Source organism: Trinickia sp. (assembly GCF_051953405.1).
Classification (GTDB): Bacteria; Pseudomonadota; Gammaproteobacteria; order Burkholderiales; family Burkholderiaceae; genus Trinickia.
In genome coordinates this window covers 36,345-53,214 of record NZ_JBQCIV010000156.1, presented here as the reverse complement: position 1 = coordinate 53,214, position 16,870 = coordinate 36,345, and the positions used below count along the sequence as shown (strand labels likewise).

General features: G+C 60.5%; 18 protein-coding genes. 6 read left to right on the top strand and 12 right to left on the bottom strand.

The annotated features are described in order from the left end of the window. Positions 1-98: DUF4148 domain-containing protein (locus tag ACTHN9_RS28340; protein WP_440540155.1), on the bottom strand; the 98-nt coding region annotated here is incomplete at its 3' end. A gap of 313 nt (positions 99-411) precedes the next feature. On the opposite strand from ACTHN9_RS28340, the gene ACTHN9_RS28335 reads away from it, so the two are divergent. Together ACTHN9_RS28335 and map are read left to right on the top strand one after the other, a co-directional pair. Next, positions 412-624 carry a ParD-like family protein gene (locus ACTHN9_RS28335; RefSeq protein ID WP_440540151.1) on the top strand — a complete coding sequence of 71 codons (213 nt, stop codon included), beginning with the start codon at positions 412-414 and terminating at the stop codon, positions 622-624. Continuing rightward, on the top strand, positions 621-1,388 hold the full coding sequence (gene map, locus ACTHN9_RS28330) for a type I methionyl aminopeptidase (RefSeq protein ID WP_440540150.1): 768 nt from the start codon (positions 621-623) through the stop codon (positions 1,386-1,388). Before ACTHN9_RS28335 ends, map begins: the two co-directional genes overlap by 4 nt. Before the next feature lie 14 nt (positions 1,389-1,402). Here map and trhA read toward each other — a convergent pair whose 3' ends face one another. Continuing rightward, positions 1,403-2,023, bottom strand: coding sequence for a PAQR family membrane homeostasis protein TrhA (trhA, locus tag ACTHN9_RS28325; RefSeq protein WP_440540149.1), 621 nt, complete (start codon positions 2,021-2,023; stop codon positions 1,403-1,405). 323 nt (positions 2,024-2,346) lie between these two features. Here trhA and ACTHN9_RS28320 point away from each other — a divergent pair, with 323 nt between their 5' ends. Then, positions 2,347-2,772, top strand: coding sequence for a VOC family protein (locus tag ACTHN9_RS28320; protein ID WP_440540148.1), 426 nt, complete (start codon positions 2,347-2,349; stop codon positions 2,770-2,772). A 177-nt stretch (positions 2,773-2,949) separates the two neighbouring features. Here the strand turns inward: ACTHN9_RS28320 and ACTHN9_RS28315 are convergent, their stop codons facing one another. Both ACTHN9_RS28315 and ACTHN9_RS28310 read right to left on the bottom strand, forming a co-directional pair. Beyond that, the gene (locus ACTHN9_RS28315) at positions 2,950-3,669 is read right to left on the bottom strand and encodes a sulfite exporter TauE/SafE family protein (RefSeq protein ID WP_440540154.1); all 720 of its coding nucleotides are present in this window, start codon (positions 3,667-3,669) and stop codon (positions 2,950-2,952) included. An 86-nt stretch (positions 3,670-3,755) separates the two neighbouring features. Beyond that, positions 3,756-4,334, bottom strand: coding sequence for a transglutaminase-like domain-containing protein (locus ACTHN9_RS28310; protein ID WP_440540147.1), 579 nt, complete (start codon positions 4,332-4,334; stop codon positions 3,756-3,758). Positions 4,335-4,564: 230 nt separating this feature from the next. On the opposite strand from ACTHN9_RS28310, the gene ACTHN9_RS28305 reads away from it, so the two are divergent. Then, complete coding sequence (locus ACTHN9_RS28305; RefSeq protein ID WP_440540146.1) at positions 4,565-5,152, top strand: LysE family translocator; 588 nt, start codon at positions 4,565-4,567, stop codon at positions 5,150-5,152. A gap of 24 nt (positions 5,153-5,176) precedes the next feature. Here ACTHN9_RS28305 and ACTHN9_RS28300 read toward each other — a convergent pair whose 3' ends face one another. From ACTHN9_RS28300 to ACTHN9_RS28290, 3 genes are all read right to left on the bottom strand, one after another. Further along, on the bottom strand, positions 5,177-6,016 hold the full coding sequence (locus tag ACTHN9_RS28300; RefSeq protein WP_440540145.1) for an AraC family transcriptional regulator: 840 nt from the start codon (positions 6,014-6,016) through the stop codon (positions 5,177-5,179). A gap of 109 nt (positions 6,017-6,125) precedes the next feature. Further along, a complete protein-coding gene (gene corA, locus ACTHN9_RS28295; RefSeq protein WP_440540144.1) occupies positions 6,126-7,103 on the bottom strand; it encodes a magnesium/cobalt transporter CorA in 978 nt (325 codons plus the stop codon). A gap of 106 nt (positions 7,104-7,209) precedes the next feature. Continuing rightward, positions 7,210-8,085, bottom strand: a complete 876-nt coding sequence (locus ACTHN9_RS28290) for a LysR family transcriptional regulator (protein WP_440540143.1) — start codon at positions 8,083-8,085, stop codon at positions 7,210-7,212. Positions 8,086-8,186: 101 nt separating this feature from the next. Here ACTHN9_RS28290 and ACTHN9_RS28285 point away from each other — a divergent pair, with 101 nt between their 5' ends. Both ACTHN9_RS28285 and ACTHN9_RS28280 read left to right on the top strand, forming a co-directional pair. Further along, positions 8,187-9,572, top strand: a complete 1,386-nt coding sequence (locus ACTHN9_RS28285; protein ID WP_440540142.1) for an MFS transporter — start codon at positions 8,187-8,189, stop codon at positions 9,570-9,572. Next, positions 9,569-10,249: a YceH family protein gene (locus tag ACTHN9_RS28280; RefSeq protein WP_440540141.1), complete on the top strand. Its 681-nt coding sequence runs from the start codon at positions 9,569-9,571 to the stop codon at positions 10,247-10,249. The genes ACTHN9_RS28285 and ACTHN9_RS28280 overlap by 4 nt, the downstream gene beginning before the upstream one ends. Positions 10,250-10,381: 132 nt before the next feature. On the opposite strand, the gene ACTHN9_RS28275 is transcribed toward ACTHN9_RS28280, so the two are convergent. From ACTHN9_RS28275 to pbpC, 5 genes are all read right to left on the bottom strand, one after another. Further along, on the bottom strand, positions 10,382-11,305 hold the full coding sequence (locus tag ACTHN9_RS28275) for a hypothetical protein (protein WP_440540140.1): 924 nt from the start codon (positions 11,303-11,305) through the stop codon (positions 10,382-10,384). Positions 11,306-11,507: 202 nt separating this feature from the next. Continuing rightward, a complete protein-coding gene (locus ACTHN9_RS28270) occupies positions 11,508-12,791 on the bottom strand; it encodes an ankyrin repeat domain-containing protein (RefSeq protein ID WP_440540139.1) in 1,284 nt (427 codons plus the stop codon). 72 nt (positions 12,792-12,863) lie between these two features. Beyond that, positions 12,864-13,697 (bottom strand): alpha/beta hydrolase, encoded by an 834-nt coding sequence (locus ACTHN9_RS28265; RefSeq protein ID WP_440540138.1) that lies wholly within the window; start codon positions 13,695-13,697, stop codon positions 12,864-12,866. Between the two features lie 112 nt (positions 13,698-13,809). Next, the gene (locus ACTHN9_RS28260; protein WP_440540137.1) at positions 13,810-14,301 is read right to left on the bottom strand and encodes a DUF523 domain-containing protein; all 492 of its coding nucleotides are present in this window, start codon (positions 14,299-14,301) and stop codon (positions 13,810-13,812) included. 70 nt (positions 14,302-14,371) lie between these two features. Next, positions 14,372-16,789 carry a penicillin-binding protein 1C gene (pbpC, locus tag ACTHN9_RS28255; RefSeq protein WP_440540136.1) on the bottom strand — a complete coding sequence of 806 codons (2,418 nt, stop codon included), beginning with the start codon at positions 16,787-16,789 and terminating at the stop codon, positions 14,372-14,374. Between the last annotated feature and the right edge of the window lie 81 nt (positions 16,790-16,870).

Sequence of the window (16,870 nt, the reverse complement as noted above, 5' to 3'; positions counted from 1 at the left end):
ACTTGAGCGCGCGTCACGGGCGCGTTCGATTGGGCGAAAGCGGCCACGGGAGCGGCGATGGCGGCGGCGATAACGACGGCTTGAATGAGCGATTTCATGATGATGACCTCCAAAGTTGTTTATCTATCTGCTGGTTGCATCGGTGTTCGTTGCTGAACCGATGACTGCAGTCTAGTGATCGGAGGCCTTAGGGTTAATACCTAAGTTGATAAATCATCGTTGCAAATTTGTTCACAATCGGGTGGAGGCGACGAGCGTCCCTCCCTACGATTCCCAGCGCGCTCTCCCGGTGACGGCTACGTCCGATTGACGTCGAAGCGATGCTCGAGCGGAACAAATCGGCAAGGCCAGCTTGCGCACTCGCCGAACGGGAATATATGATTCGTATACGTTCCATATATCGAGGCCATCATGGGTATCGTCAACATCGACGATGAATTGCACGATCAGCTCCGCAAAGCGAGCGCAGTGTCCTGCCGATCGATCAACGCGCAAGCCGCCTTTTGGATCAAGATCGGCATGTTGTGCGAAATGAATCCGACGCAAAGTTTCAACGAGATCGTCTCCCGAGCGTTGCGGTCCGCGGGCGTGGTGGCTCAAGCCATTGAGGGCTCAGGCGTATGACGAAGCGACCGGAGGAAATCGCGTTGTTGGCGGAATCGGGCAAGTTATTGGCTAACGTGTTCCATTACTTGAATCGGCTCGATTTGATCGGCATGACGACTATGGACGTCAACGATCTCGTCGATCGATTCATCGTCGACGAGCTTCATGCTCGGCCAGCAAGCAAAGGGCAGTATGGCTACGCGTACGCATTGAATTCGTCTCGTAACCACGTGGTTTGCCACGGCGTCCCGTCCCCCTCGGAGCGTTTGCAAAGCGGGGATATCGTGAACTTCGATATCACGCTAGAGAAGAACGGCTATATCGCCGATTCCAGCAAAACCTATCTCGTCGGCCAGGTATCGGAGCGGGCCAAACGGCTCGTGCAAACGACCTACGAGGCCATGTGGAAGGGCATACAGGCGGTTCGTCCAGGCGCGCGATTAGGCGACGTGGGGCATGCCATCGAGCGGCATGCTCGGCGTAACGGCTATTCGGTGGTCAGGGAATACTGCGGACACGGCATCGGTCGCGAAATGCACGAGCCGCCCGAAGTGCTGCACTGGGGGATGCCGAGAACGGGCTTGCCGCTGCGCGAAGGCATGGTGTTCACCATCGAACCGATGCTCAACGAAGGACGCGCCGCGGTTCGGACCGAAAACGATGGCTGGTCGGTCGTGACGTGCGATGGGAAGTTGTCGGCGCAATTCGAGCACACCGTCGCGGTGACCCGAAACGGCGTACGGGTGCTCACGCTGCGGCCCGAAGAAGCCGAGGTGGGTTGAGTCGCGCTCGCGAATCAGGCCACGTATCGTGCGACGCTCACGAACTGGCACAAGCTGCCCGCCAGCACGAACAAATGCCAGATGCCGTGGCCGTGGCGGATACGCTCATCGTTGATGAAAAAGTAAATACCGATGCTATAAATGATGCCGCCTGCTAGAAGCCAGGCCGTTCCGGCCGCAGGCAGCGCATGAATCAGCGGCCGAATCGCGACGAGCGCGAGCCAGCCCATCAGCACGTACAAGATCATCGATACGACGCGCGTTCGTCGCCCCAGCGTGAGTTCCTGCGCAATCCCGAGCGCGGCGAGCCCCCAGCTCACGCCGAACAGCGACCACCCCCACGGCCCGCGCAGCGTGACGAGCGTAAAAGGCGTGTAGCTGCCCGCGATCAACAGATAGATCGCCGAGTGATCGCATTTCTGAAGGATGGCTTTCAGCAGCGGCGTGCGTGCGCTGTGGTACAGCGTCGAAATGGCGTACAGCACGCATAGCATCGCACCATATACGCTGAAGCTAACGACTTTGTAAGCATCGCCCTGGAGGGCGCCCATCGTCACCAGTACGGAAAGCCCTGCCACCGACAACACCGCCCCCACGAGATGGGTAATGCTGTTGAAACGCTCACCTACATGCACGACGCCATTCTCCCGAGCGCGGTCAAAAATAAATAGCTCAAATCATACCGGTGCCGCCGATGAAGCGGTGATCATTTGCGACGCAGGGTGGGGCGGCCAACTTATGCGCTCGCGCCGTTCGATCTGCTGCGTCAGCGGTTCGAGTGCGAGATTAGGGCGTTGCGAGGCCGTCGGCATTGTTCTCACCGCTGCTTGAGATGACGAAAGGCCGCACGAAAACTTATCGATTCTCATCCAGTTTCATCGCGGATACCATGTCTGCTGCGGCGCGCAGTGAAGCAGCGAAGCGCACCCATTCCCACAACGCCTGAAAGCTCTTCGTCATGAATACTCCGCTCCTGCCGTTTCATATTGCCTTTCCGGTCCACAGCCTCGATGCGGCGCGGGCGTTCTATGGGCACCTGCTCGGTTGTCCAGAAGGTCGCAGCTCGGCCGAGTGGGTCGACTTCAATCTCTATGGCCATCAAATCGTGGCGCATCTTGCCCCGAATGAAACCGGCGTCAGCACGACCAACGCCGTCGACGGGCACGGCGTGCCGGTTCGCCATTTCGGCGCGATTCTGACGATGGCGCAATGGACGGCGCTCGCCGATAAACTGAAGGCCGCCGGTGTGAAGTTCGTAATCGAACCGTATATTCGCTTCAAGGGCGAGCCGGGCGAACAAGCCACGATGTTCTTTCTGGACCCGAGCGGCAACGCGCTCGAATTCAAATCGTTCGGTAACCTCGACATGCTGTTCGCGAAGTGAGGCGAGGTGGCTTGATCTGACTCGACCCGCCGAACGTGCCCCGATAACTCTGCATGCGCGTCCGCCGATACGAAGCGTTCGGTTCGACGTTATCGGCCCCCGGACTGGCTTGGGGATCGGGCCGGTGCGTTCTGCGCGCCCGCAGGGGCGCCCGAGGATGTCGAGCGCGTTTCGATGCTATGCGGGCAGCAGGAGCAGCCGCAACGCCAACGCGATCACGATGACATTGAGCAATTTTTCCATCCACTCGTCGCCCTTTTTCAGCGCATACCGCGCGCCCGCGGACGATCCGATGATCGTACCGGCGACCAACGATAGTGCCGACCGCCAGTCGATGATGTCGCTGAACCCATAGACAGCCAACGACCCGAGCGAAATCACAAGCCCACTGATCTTCCGGGTGCCGACCGATTCACTGACGCTCTTGTTGAAGACCAAGATGAAGACGTAGGTTGCGAGCTTTGCCTGGCCGCCGAAAAAACCGCCGACCATGCCGATGATCGTGAATAGTCCATAACCGAATGCCGCACGCCACTTCGAGATCGACGCGCCCGATGGCAAGGGGCGTTTGACGACGGACAGGATGACCATCATCAGCGTGAGTGCGCCGATGGCTTTGTGCAGGATCGACGCGTCGACCCTCAGCAACATGGCGGCGCCGCCGAGAGACCCGAGCAAACCTAAGATGGCCGCCGGCGCCGCGAGCTTGTAGTCGACCTTCCCCTGCCGGTGAAACTGGCGCAGACCGGCGACCATGGTACCGACCGATGCAATGCGTGCCGATGCAATGGCCGATTGCGGCGCAATGCCTAGCCAAATCATGATCGGAACCGTCAGGAATGCGCTTCCTCCCGTGTTGGTTCCGACAAAGCCGGTCAATATACCCAGAGCGAACAAGGAAAGCGACGTGACAAATTGGCCGTGCAATTTGAGCTATCCGAGAAGGTGGACGAACGGGGGAGCGGGCATAGCCCGCTAGCGTTTCACGCGATCAGCTCGATATCGGGAAGGTTGGCGAGCACTTGCTCGTAGGTGTCGTAGCGCGACAGGGCGTCTACGACCACCGGCAGGGGCTCTGCCCAGATCTCGGGCAGGTCGCGTTCGGCGGGGGCGACGATGGGAAAAGCGAGTGCCTCTCGCGGCGGTTGAAACTGCGCGTTCACGCCGGGCTTGTTGCCGCGTGCATCGACGCGGTACCAGCCCCACTCCTTCAGGTACACGGCATTCAACCCGTGCAGGCAGTACGGCGCGTCTCCTCCTGCGATAGACAGGCGCTGATAACAAAGCCCTGTCGGGATGCCGTTGGCTCTCAACAACGCGGCCAGTAGATGGCTCTTGGCGTAGCAGTACCCTGTCTTGTGCCGCAAGACGTCCGATGCTTTGCACGTCACCGGATTGAGTTTGAAGTCGACGCTATGGCGGATCTCGTCTCTCACGAACTCGAAGGCCAACCGGACGAGTTCGGTTTCCGATGCCGCCTCAGTAGCGAGATGCCGGGCCAGCGCCTGGACTTCGGGGGCCTCGAAATCGATGTATTCGCTCGATGACAGATAACGTTGCATGGGCTTGCCTTTCAACATGGGAGGGTGAGCCGAGGTTGAAGCGGGTCGCGAATGGGTTCCAAATGGATCACGGTAAGGGCGTGACTATACACGGTGCGCGCCGATCCGAAGGGCGGGTTGTGTGCTTGCGTTCGTTGGGTAGAGGGCAATTTTATTCAATACCGATCGCCCTCAGTCGCATACCTTCGAGTTCGATGAATTCTCGGCAACCGAACCACCGAAGGGAACCAATGAGCAATGCACTTTCCATGGGCGCTTTTGCGCTGGCTTCATCGATCACCCCTGGTCCCGTCAACATCGTTGCATTGGGTGCCAGCGCGCAATACGGGTTCCGAGCGGGCATGCGCCACGTGACCGGCGCGACCGTCGGCTTTACGTTGCTGCTCTTGCTGATTGGCCTGGGTTTGCATGAGTTTCTCAATCATTGGCCGAACTTGACGAAGGCGATCCAATGGGCCGGAGTCGCGTTTCTGATCTACATGGCCTATAAGCTCGCGGTCGATGACGGACGGCTCGAATCGGACGGAGCGACCAAAGGGCCTTCATGGGCATCGGGCGCCGCCATGCAGTGGCTCAACCCGAAAGCATGGCTAGCGTCCCTCGCCGGGATGGGTGCATTCGCGGCCAATGGCGACACGATGCTGGTTCTGCGCTTCTGCGCGATTTACTTCGTGATTTGCTATGGATCGATCGCCTGCTGGGCGTATGCGGGGGCTCGGCTGCACCAGCATCTGCGTGTTCCAGAGCAGGTTCGGGTATGCAACCGCTTGATGGCGTTTTTGCTCGTCGGCAGTGCAATCTACTTGGTCCGCGCTTGATCGATCGAACGACCGCGTGCGGCATCAGCCTCGATACCGACTCGGCGTCGTTGCCGTGATTTGGCGGAATGCACGTTGCAGATGAGCCTGATCGGCGAAGCCTGCCTCGGCGGCAACATCGGCGATCGCCCGCCCCCGCTTCAGTTCGGAACGACTGTACTCGATTCGGCAATTGATGAGGTACGCGTGCGGCGTCATGCCGTAGCGCTGCTTGAACGAACGGATGAGATAGGACGATGACAGATCGGCGGCGGCGCAAATTTCATCGAGCTTGAGCGAGCGCGAGAAGTTCTCGCGGATGAATTCTACGGCGCGTGCGAGCTTCGGATGAGACGCATGAACCGGTAGCGGCGACGTCCCGCCGAGCGCGAGCTGAACGTCGCCGAAGAAAATGCGGGCCGCGCTTTCTTTTTGCAGAATGTCGGCGTGTTCGTCGGCGAGGATGCCGTAGAGGCGATTCAAGCCCGCGTGGAGATCGGCGCGGGTCGTCATCGTGGCGGAAAAGCGGCTGAAACCGTGGCGTTGGTTCACTCCGCATTCCCGCTGGAGCTCCGCCAACCAGGCAGCGTCCACATACAGCATCAGGTACGACCAAGGTTCGTCATCGATCGGGTTGCACGCGTGGACATCTTCCGGATTGATTACCACCAGCGCGCCCGTGCCGATGTGCTGCCGATTCGTGCCGTTTAGGTACGTGCTACGGCCCCCGTTGATCGCGCCGATCGAAAAGGTATCGTGCGCGTGCTTTGCATAGCAGACTTTGCGTCCGTCCTCGACGCGGCGGGCCTCGAGATACGGAAGTGCTGCTTCGCGCCAGAACGTAGGCGTGGTCGAGCGTCGAATGGGGGTTGTTCCGCGATTCATTTCTTGAACTCGATGGGTCGAATGTCGCCGTGCTTCGCTGCGGCGATCGGTAAGGGTATCGAAGGCAATCCCGGATATCGAACGACGCCGCCTCGGTCCAACGTTTCGCTCATAGCCAGCCGGCCGCCTTGAAGCGCCACCACAGGATCACATCGATGCCTAGCATTGCTGCAAGGCAGATCGGATACCCGTACGCGTAGTGTAATTCGGGGATGCTCTGGAAATTCATTCCGTAGATACCGGCGATCATCGTCGGCACGGCGAACAGCGCCGCAAATGCGCCTAGGCGTTTGGTCACTTCGTTTTCGGCAAGCGAAATCATGCCCAAATTCACCTGGATCGCTGTGACGGTCATTTCCCGGCGGCCCTCGATCGTCCTGACAATGCGCTCCAAATGATCGTACACATCGCGGAAGTAGGCGTCCATACTCTCGCAAATCTGCGGAATGCGCCCCCCTGTCAACTTGCCGACGCTCTCGAGCAAAGGCGCGATGTGGTGGTGGAGCGCCACTAGCCTGCGCTTTAACGAATAGAGATCCTCGATGATCGTGCGCGACGCAGCGAGGCTATGCTTTTCGAAGATCTGGTCCTCGATCTCCTCGAGCTTGGCGGAAAGCGCTTGGAGGATCGGAAAGTAGCGATCGACGATGCTGTCGATAAGCGCGTACAGCACAAAACCGGAACCTGCCTTGAGCAGATTCGGCTGCCGCTCGCAGCGCGAGCGAACTTCCTGGAAGCCATGGCGCGTACGGTTGCGGACCGATAAGACATAATTGCTGCCCACAAACACATCGACTTCGCCGATCTGCAACTGATCTTGCTCGTCCATCTCGATCGTGTGCAGCACCGCGAACAGCGAATCGCCGTATTCCTCGATCTTCGGGTGCTGATGGCCATGATAGACGTCTTCGACGGCAAGCTCGTGCAGGCCGAACTCTTCTTTCATGACTTCGAGTTCGCCGGGTTCTGGGTCTTTCAATGCCACCCACACTAAGCAGTCGGGCTTGGCGAGATAGTCGCTTATCGCTTCGATCGCGATGTCGGCAAGTTTTTTGCCGTCCTGGTAGGCGACGCAATTGATCAGCATGGTGGGGATACCTTTGAAACGGGCGTGGACTATGCGAGGTGACTACGGGCGGCGACCATCCGCGGATGGTGCATCAATCCGACTGCGAGCGCTGAAATACGTTTCCCTAGGATTGCGTGATGCTGAGCTTTGCCTCATTCTCGAACGCCTCGGCCAAAAAATCCATCACGGCGCGCACCGGGCTCGAGCGTTTCATGTCGCGGTGCGTAACAAGGCAGATATCGCGCGAGAACGCCTTGCCTTCATACTCGAGCTTGATTAGGTCGTCATGCGCGTCGCCCAAGAAGCAAGGCAGCCCCGCCACGCCGGCCGCGCAGCGCGCCGCGACGAGATGGCTGCTGATATCGCTGAGTTCGCAACCGATCGGACGCTCCCCGGCAATCTCGAGCAACCAACGCTGCTGGGGCATGTCGGCGAACTGCTCGTCATACGCGATGAAGCGCCAGTGCGCCGGTGTGGTCAGCGCTGGGTAGTCGCGGCTGGCATACAAAGCGAACGACATCCGACCGATACGGCGGGCGATATTACTGGCCTCGGTGGGTCGCGCATGGCGCAAGGCGAGATCGGCTTCGCCGCGATTCAATGAAATTTGGCGAGCTTCGGCCGTTACCGATAGCTGAATGTTCGGATACTTCGCCTGAAAATCGGCCATCCGTGACGCAAGAAAATGCGCCGTTAGTACGGGCGAGGCACTGAGCGCGACGCGGCCATGCAGTTTCGTCTGTTGCGCTTGGCTCTGGCGCTCGATCGCAAACGCGGCCCCTTCCATCGCCTTGACTTGTTCGAACACGCTGCTGCCCGCGGCCGTCAAACGGCAAGAGCGCGGGAGCCGCTCGACCAACGGCATTTTCAATTCGGCTTCCAGCGCCGCGATTCGCCTGCTGACGGTGGCGTGATCCACGCGCAGCGCTCGCGCCGCGCCCGATAACGTACCCGCACGCGCCAACGCTAAGAAGTGTCGGAGATTTTCCCAATCGGCCATCTGTGCGTTTTCTCATAGATGATGTGCGATATTACCGAATTTACGCACGGTTCGCGTCCCTCGACAATGTCGGTTATTCAGGTTCTCCAAGGAAATCCGATATGAAGGGGCGTTCTGTTTCGCCGCAAGGCACGTTGGTGGCCGCGGCGTTGGGTTTCGTCGTCGTTTTGCTCGACGTCAGCGTCGTGAATGTGGCGCTCGATGCGCTGCTTCGGCAATTCGGGATCGATGTAGCGGGTCTGCAATGGGTGATGAACGCATACACGCTCGTGTTCGCGGCGCTATTGCTGACGAGCGGCGCACTAGGCGATCGGTTCGGGCCGCGTCGGGTGTTTCTCTGTGGTTTGGTCTTGTTCACCGTTGCGTCCGTGGGATGCGGCTGTGCGGTGCAGTTCGGCGTGCTGGTCGCGGCTCGCTTACTGCAAGGCATCGGGGCCGCGCTGCTGGTGCCGAATTCGTTGGCGATGTTGCAACGAGCCTTTCCGGATCGCGAGCGTCGCAGCCGCGCCGTGGGCTGGTGGGGGGCGATCGGCGGCATCTCGCTGGCGGCAGGGCCCGTTTTGGGTGGAGCGCTGGTGACGTATCTCGGCTGGCGCAGCATCTTTTTGATCAACGTGCCCATTGGGTTGTTGTGCTTCGGGTTGACCTTGCGCTACGTGCAGGCCGATGGCGCGGGCCATGATCGCGGGCTCGATTGGCCCGGGCAAGTCGCGGCGATGTTTTCGCTCGCTGCGCTCACAGCGACGCTCGCCGAAGTCGGGCGCTTAGGTTGGGGCAATGGTTGGATCCTCGGTGGGGGGGCGCTGACTGCGGCCTTTATCGCAGCGTTCATTCGGATCGAGGCGCGTAGTCGCTCGCCGATGTTGCCGCTGGGACTGTTCCGTGCGTCGGGCTTTACGGTCGCTTCGATTTGCGGCGTGATCGTGAACTTTGCGTATTACGGATTAATCTTCGTGTTCAGTCTGTACTTCCAGATTCAGCAGCATTTTTCGCCGCAGGAAACGGGGTTCGCGTTCTTGCCGATGACCGTCGTGCTCGCCGCCGTCAATGTGCTTGCAGGGCGCCTCATCACGAAGATGGGCGCGGGGCGGTTGATGGTGTTCGGCCTGTTGGTGGCGGCTTTGGGGTATCTGTTGCTGCTGCCCGTCCGTGCGGAGGGTGCGTATGCATGGCTCGTCGTCCCGATGTTGTTGGCGGCCAGCGGCATTGCGCTGATCGTGCCGACGCTCGTCAATGTGACGTTGTCGTCGGTGGATGCGACGCGTGTGGGGATTGCGTCGGGGGTACTCAATGCGGCGCGCCAGGTCGGCGGCCTACTGGGCGTCGCCGTCTTCGGGTATCTCGTGCGCGATACCGGCCGGCGTGCATTCATGATGGGGATGCATCTTTCCATCGGCATGGCCGTGGTGCTGCTGGCGGGCGGGGCGTTGCTGTGTGGGTGGCGCTATCATATCCACCCGTCTTCATCGCTCGCCCGGCCCACATGACTCAATCTTTGCGCGATCTCTCTCCCCTTGAAGCCCGCGTGCTCGGCGTCTTGGTCGAAAAGCAGCATACGGTGCCGGATACGTACCCGCTTTCGCTGAACGCCTTGACCGCCGGCTGCAATCAGAAAACCGCTCGCTCGCCGGTCATGAGCGTAACGGAGGCCGACGTTCAGACGGCCGTCGATGGTCTCAAGCGGTTGAGCCTCGTCATGGAAGCGAGCAGTAGCCGCGTCACGCGCTACGAGCACAATATGGGGCGTGTGTTGGGTATCCCGAGCCAAGCCGCCGCGCTACTGACCGTCCTGTTACTCCGAGGCCCGCAGACCGCTTCCGAATTGCGGATGAATGCCGCCCGCTTGCATGGATTCGCGGACAACTCGTCCGTCGAGGCGTTCCTCGACGAACTCGCCGCGCGTACGCCGCCGCTCGCCGTGAAATTGGCGCGCGCGCCGGGCTCACGGGAAAATCGATGGATGCATCTGTTGTGCGGCGAGGTGAATGCGGATCAATTCGCGATTACGCGCGAAGGGGGCGACGAATCGATTCCGGCCAGTGAGTTCGAGGCATTGAAGGCCGAACAGGAGCGCTTGGCGGGTGAAGTGGCGCAGCTCAGGGCGCTTGTCGAGCGAATGGCGGCCGAGTTGGGTGTGTCCGTCGACCGCCCGGAACAGGATTGAGGCGACGCTGAGCGAACGGGCGTCGCGCCCCTCCTGGTTGCGAAGGCTTGTTGCAGTTGCCGGTACGTCGCTAACGATCCGGCAACTCCCGCTCAGTCGCTTCGGCTCATTGAGAGGCCGATGGAATTGGCTTTAACCCCGCGCTGCTGGTTTGTGACTCTCGTACGTCTTGATCGCTTCATTTAAGCTGGCCAGGTAGTCGGCCCGGTTTTTTCGGGCCAAATCGGGCCATTGGTCTGCGGGCAAGCTCAGCGGCTTTTGCTTAGCGTTTGCACTGCCAAGCCCGCTTTGCATCGCATCCATCCCACTCAGATTGATCCAGCGAAATTCATAGTTGTACGGCGTGCTTTCGTCCCATTGGACGACTTTCCGAATAATTTGCCTGAGCTTGGCCACATCGTTAAATTCGGCGCGGCGAAGCGGAAGGGGCATCTGCATGACTAACGCAGAAACGGCGGATCGTGCGCTCGCATCGGCACACCGCTTGGCGTCGAAATCCGCGCGGAGGCGACCGGCGTTGAGCCAGAATAGGGCGTCGTCCACCTTACCCTGCTGAAACAATAAATTCGCTAGTGCGAAGAAAACCGGCGGGGCATAGTTCCCCGAGTGCTTCTCCACATCCGAGATCAGGTCGTCGTTCTCGTTTCCGACGGTGGTCTGCAGCTTGTGCATGACCTCCATGATCGGTTTGGTGTCGATCGTCGCATAGACGCCTTGCATCGGCACCTCGATCTGCCGTTGTCCCCCGGCAGCGGTTGCGGCGGGCGCCTGCTGTTCGGCATGCGAGCCACGGCAAGGGTAGATTTCAGCTAAAGCTTGCTTCGCTACCGGATCGGTGAATTCGTCGTGCAGTTCGGGATGCGCGAGGCTATAAGTGTGCAAAGCAGTTGCCACATCTTGAAGCGTTGTGCTCGCGGACGGACAGAACGTATGTCCGACGTTGGCTTTCACAAGGTTGACGAGCCAGCTCACGTCATCGTTATTTTGGGCCAGCACAAGCGGGGATGCGGTCAGCAATACGCCGGCCGAAATTGCGGCAGCTATTTTTGCAATCATGGTCTCTCTCGTTGAATGGCTTGTCAGTTTCTTCTTTCCAGCCGGCCGAGATAATATCATTTACGTGCTGAGCGGGAGTGAAGACGATTACCCGGGTGACCCGCCCACGAGGCGCTATGAGATTTTGGGCTGGATCGAGGCGACGGCGATTTAAAAGCGATAGCCGTCGACCTGCGCGTATCGCGCTACCTGTAGCGATGTTTTATGGAAGGTCGCCGATAGTCCAGTCTGGCCAAGTCCAGTCGCGCGTGGCTTCACCCTTGCTTCGCCGTTCGCAAATCCGCTTCAGTGTGCCGTCATCGACTGCATAAATCGAGGCTGGCCGTGAAATCGTATTCTTAAGGGCGTCGCGGATATCTTGCGGGAGATATTCAGGATGCGCACCGTGTCGAATCAACGCTGCAGCGAGAATGCCGTTATCGGGTCCCATGGAAACGACGGATGCTTTGAGCGGTTGAATCGTTGCTGATGCCGGCGGCGCCGGGTCAACGCCCAAAGCTTTCATGGCGTCCAACAGCGCGTCTAGCCGTTGGGCGGAAACTTGCAGGCTGGTATTGCTTATCCACATACTCAGGCTGTGCCATGCCTCCATTCGATCCGAATCCGTACGAATGCGCACATGGTTCGCGGCGAGCCAGCGTAGCGCATCGACCGCTCCACCGCGCAGTGCGGCGGCGATCAGTCCTCGGTTCGAATGGCCTCGCGTCTGCTCGTGCGGATCGGCGCCGCGTGCAACCAAGTCCTTCATGAGATCGACGTGGTCGCCAGCGGCTGCACCATGGAGTGCCTGCTGGAGATCGGCGCGATCCCAAAGCGGTACAAACCGGTTCGTGATAGCGGGATTGTCGTGCAACCCGACGAAGCCGGCGAGCGAAAGCGGGATGTTATAAAGCGCGCTATTGACGCATCCGCTTCGGTCTTGCGGCTCACTGTACTGCCGTTCTTTATAGCCTGAGGCAGTCGTATCTTTGAGCAGAAAGCCGACGCACCGAGGTGCGTTGTAAGCCACGGCATCTTCTAACCATGGACCATTGCAGTCCCTACCGCAGGATAGGAGCAGTTGGGAAAAGCGCCCGACATCATCCATCGTCAGTGCGTCAATCAACTGTCTAAAGCGCTCGTCGTTGCGCGTCTGCCGCGCTTCGCGTTTTACATCGTCGAGATAGCCCGGGCCCATCGCCGCCATGCCGATACAAACGAGGATCGCGGCCGGTATCTGCAGCCAGAAGAAAGTGGCCGCTCGTCCGGGGCGGCGCCACGGCTTGGCTAGGGCGGCATATAGAACAAGTAGGACGATGGCGATCGCACCTACCTTCAGCGAAAAAACCGCAATGAGACCGAAGGCCATAGCCGTGCCATAGTCCCGCGAACCGCTAAACAGGAGTGCCGCGAGCAGCAGCAACGGTAGCCACAGTCCGAGCGCAGCCAAGGCGAGGATGACGGGCAGTACGGGATGGGAGCGGGTTTCGGCTTTGATTGCCAGCATGCGTGTTCCTGGTTGGGGGAAGGTCTTCGAGCGGTGTCTACGGAGCAATGCGTGTACGCAAGTCGATGGATGTCATCTGAATGCGACGATTTTTCGCAATGCGTCCAAATACATCGCGCGCGCTAGCACGTAGCTGTTATCGTGGCGACCGCCGGTCACCGGGTAGAACTTCACGTTCGAATGGCCGCGCGCCACGGCTTGTGCGGCGGAGAACGGCGTGACGACGTCCGCTGTGCCCTGGAAGATGACGATCGGCATGGGAGCTAGCGCGGTGAGTACGGGCTCAAGCGAGTAACGTTGCTTCGCCAGGAGCCATTCGACCGGCAGCATTCGCCATCCATAGAACACCTTGTGGCGAGCGATCCAGGCGCGAACGACGACGGGTAGATCCGCGCCCACACCGTCGACAATGACTCCCTTCGGGTGCGATCGTTCGGCCTCCAGCAGCGCGACAGTCGCTCCAAACGACCGGCCGACGAAAACGCTTTTGTCGATTTCGCAGCGAGCGGTTCGGGAGACAACCCGAATGGCGTGCTCGACCTGATCGGGCAGCAGCGCGACGTGGCCCTGTCCGCGCGCACCGTCCTGTCCGGGGTATGAAATGGCGTAGACCGTGCCAAATTCTAAAAGAGAGGGAAAGAGAGTTTCTTCATACGTCCCCATCCCCCCATGCTCTCCCGGGAAGAAATACAGGCAGCGTGCGCCCGGATTCCCGTAACGACGAACCAAAACGGTGGCGTCAGGGGCCATGCTAACGTCGAAACGCTGTGCCTCGTGCGTAGCGTCGTGCTTCTGGGACGTAAAGATCAGTCGATCGAGTTGCCAGGACAGGAGTGCAGCGGGTACGGCCCAGTAAAGCGTCGCGAGAATACCGACTGCGGCGAGCGATAAACGTTTCAGTGGCATATCGTCATTGTTTTATACCGAGGTTTTTGCCGATGACAATGCACAATCGTCACGCTCGGCCAGTGCATTTCATACTGCACCTGGCGATGTCATTTGAACGGAATCAATCGCGTCAAGCGTTGCGCTCGATCAGCGAGGCGAGTTCGTCGATCTGCGACGGCGCATAGACGCGAATGCCATGCTGCGCGAGCAGCGTAGCGGTCACGCCGGCGCCATGATGTCTCGCACCCGTGAACGTCCCGTCATAGACATAACTGCTGCCGCACGACGGGCTACCGTCCGCGAGCAGCGCATATCGGCACTCATGTGCGATTGCCCGCTCGAGCGCATGCTTCGCCCCTTCGATAAAAAGCGATGTGACATCGGTACCCGCATCGTCGCAGATCGCAGCCGTGCCGGCCAGCACGTCGTCGCCGGTGCGACGCCATTGAATTTCGGCCGGACGACGCGGCGTGCCAAAGCCGGCCGCCACCTCGGGGCATACGATCACAAGCCGGCCTTGTTCGCGCCAGGCTTGCAGTATCGCGTCCGAGACGGTTTTCGCGGTGCCGTCGTAGCGTACCGGCTGGCCGACCAGACAAGCGCTGACAAGTATTCTTTTCATATCCGATGTGTCTGTATGCGTATAACTGGAAGACAGTCGAGCCGAGCCCGCCCTCGCGTACGCCCACCCCCTACTCGATCAAGCTGACCTGCAACGAGCGCTCATCGACGCGTCCGTGATCGTCGATGGCTCGGACGTCATAACTGCCCGCCGTACGCGGCTGCCAATACAGCGCCGCGCCGGGGGCACTTTGCCCGACATACGCATCGTTGACGAACCAGTAAAGCGCGTGCGCATCCGCATCCGTCGTCGCGCTGAATGCGATGCGCTGCTTGTCCGGCTGCGTCAACCGCATCGTATAAATGCTGCCCCGCACCGGCGACGTAATTTGCGGCGGGCTGCCGTCCGGCGTGCCCGCGTTACGGCATGCCGGATTGACCGGCGGCTTGCGACGCGGAATGCCGGCTTGCGCGAAAACCTGCTGCAAGTCGGACGGCCAGAACTCGTACACCTCCTCGTGCGTGCGCTTGTCGGAGTAGGGTGGGCATGCCGGCAGGCCTGTCGCATCGTCGATCACCAGCGGACGATGGACGGTGCTCACACGAATCGGCGACTTCCCCGGAATGAACCAAGTCCAGCCCCGTTGCGGACACCATCGGTTCGGCAAATCGCCGCTTGCAAGACAAATCTGCACGCGCTTCAGATTCGCCGGCCGTGGCCGCGGCGGCTCGGCCAGTTGCGGAAACTCGGCTTCCAGCCCATCGACGATCTGAAAGAACAGCGGCGCCCCCGCATCCACCCCGACGAACGCGGGATTGCCGGTGCCGTCGAAGTTGCCGACCCATACCACCAGCACATAAGGGCCGAATACACCCGCCGTCCATGCATCGCGAAATGCCCACGACGTGCCGGTCTTCCAATACACCGGCAAACCCGACGGTTGCGCACCCGTCGTTTCGTCCGGCCGCAGATGCTGGCGCAGGATGTCCATCACCATGAAACTGGCCTCGTCGCTCAGTAAGCGGATACCGGCGGGGCGAGGATCGCTCGCGCGCAAGCGCAATGGCTTGAGCACGCCGCGATTGGCCAGCATCGCATACAGCGAAGCCAGTTCCTGCATCGATACTTCGCCGCCGCCCAGCACCAGCGCAAGGCCATAGTGCTGCTCGCTCGCCATGTGCCCGATGCCCGCTTCCTGCAGGAACCGATAGAGATCGGGATCGTGCAGTTGCGACGCCACCCACACGGCCGGGATATTGCGGCTGCGGTTCAGTGCATCGGTGGCCGTGATCGGCCCAAGGAAATGGCCGTCGAAGTTTTCCGGGGTGTAGGGGCCGAACGAGGTCGGAACGTCGCGCAGCACCGTTTGCGGATGGAGGACGCCCTGATCGAAACCCAATCCGTAGATGAACGGCTTCAGTGTCGAACCCGGCGAACGCCGGGCGAGCGTCCCGTTGACCTGTCCGTGGATCGGACGGTTGAAGTAATCGGCCGAGCCGATCATCGCCTTGATGCCCATGTCGCGCGTATCGACGAGGATCGCGGTCGCATTGCGGATGCCGATGTTGTCGTTGCGTGCCACGTAGCGCGCGACTTCGCGTTCGAGCGTGCGCTGTAGCCGCAAGTCGATCGTGGTTCGCACGCGCGATTCCCCAGCGGCGCCGTCCAGTTTACGCTCCCCCAGCACCTGATCGACCGCATGCGGCGCCTCGAACGGCAGACGCGAGAGCGGCCGGATGGCGAGCGGCAGCGCGAACAGCGGCTTGAGCGCGGCGTCTTTCGGATGACTGATCAGCCAGCGGGCATAAAGCCGGTTGCGCGATACGGCGAGGGCGCGGTTGATCACGTTCTGCGCATCGGCATCGACACCGTCTGTCTTGCGGACGGGACCGTTCGGCAAGCGATGCGTCGGATCCTGCGGTATGACGGCCAGCGTCAGGGCCTCGGGCAAACTCAACTGGCCCACCGGGCGATTGAAATACGCAATGCTCGCCGCGCCCGCGCCTTCGACGTTACGGCCGTACGGGGCATCGTTTAAGTAGGCCTCGAGGATCTGCTTTTTCGAATAGAACAGTTCGAGTTCGATCGCCCGTGCCACTTGCTTGAACTTGCCCCAAGGCGTGCGCGTGCCTAGCTGCCAGAGCGATCGCGCGAGCTGCATCGTGATCGTCGATCCGCCCTGGGGGCTGCCGTGCCTGACATAGGTGACCCAGGCGCCACGCGCGAGCCCGTAGGGATTGAAGCCGGGATGCCAGCGGAACCAGCGATCCTCGTGCAGCAGTACGGCATCGACGAGTTGCGGCGACATATCCGCGAGCGGCACCCAGAGACGAAACCGGTCGTCGCTCGCGAGCGTGAGGCGCAGCAGGTGACCACGATCGTCGTAGACGGCGGTGGAAGACGGCTTCCAATCGCGCAACGGCGGATGCGGCCACAGGCGACAAGCCGTCAGCACGAGCGCGACGAGCAGCGCGCCGGCCAACCAGTTTTGCAGGCGCCGAACACCATCGCCGCACCGGCGCAGTAAAAACCGAAATGAAAACACCATGTGGTCTTCGACAAAATGCCGGTTCGGCCTTGCCCGCCAAGCGACACGTCATCGGACACAAGCCGTCGACGTGTCGCGGCG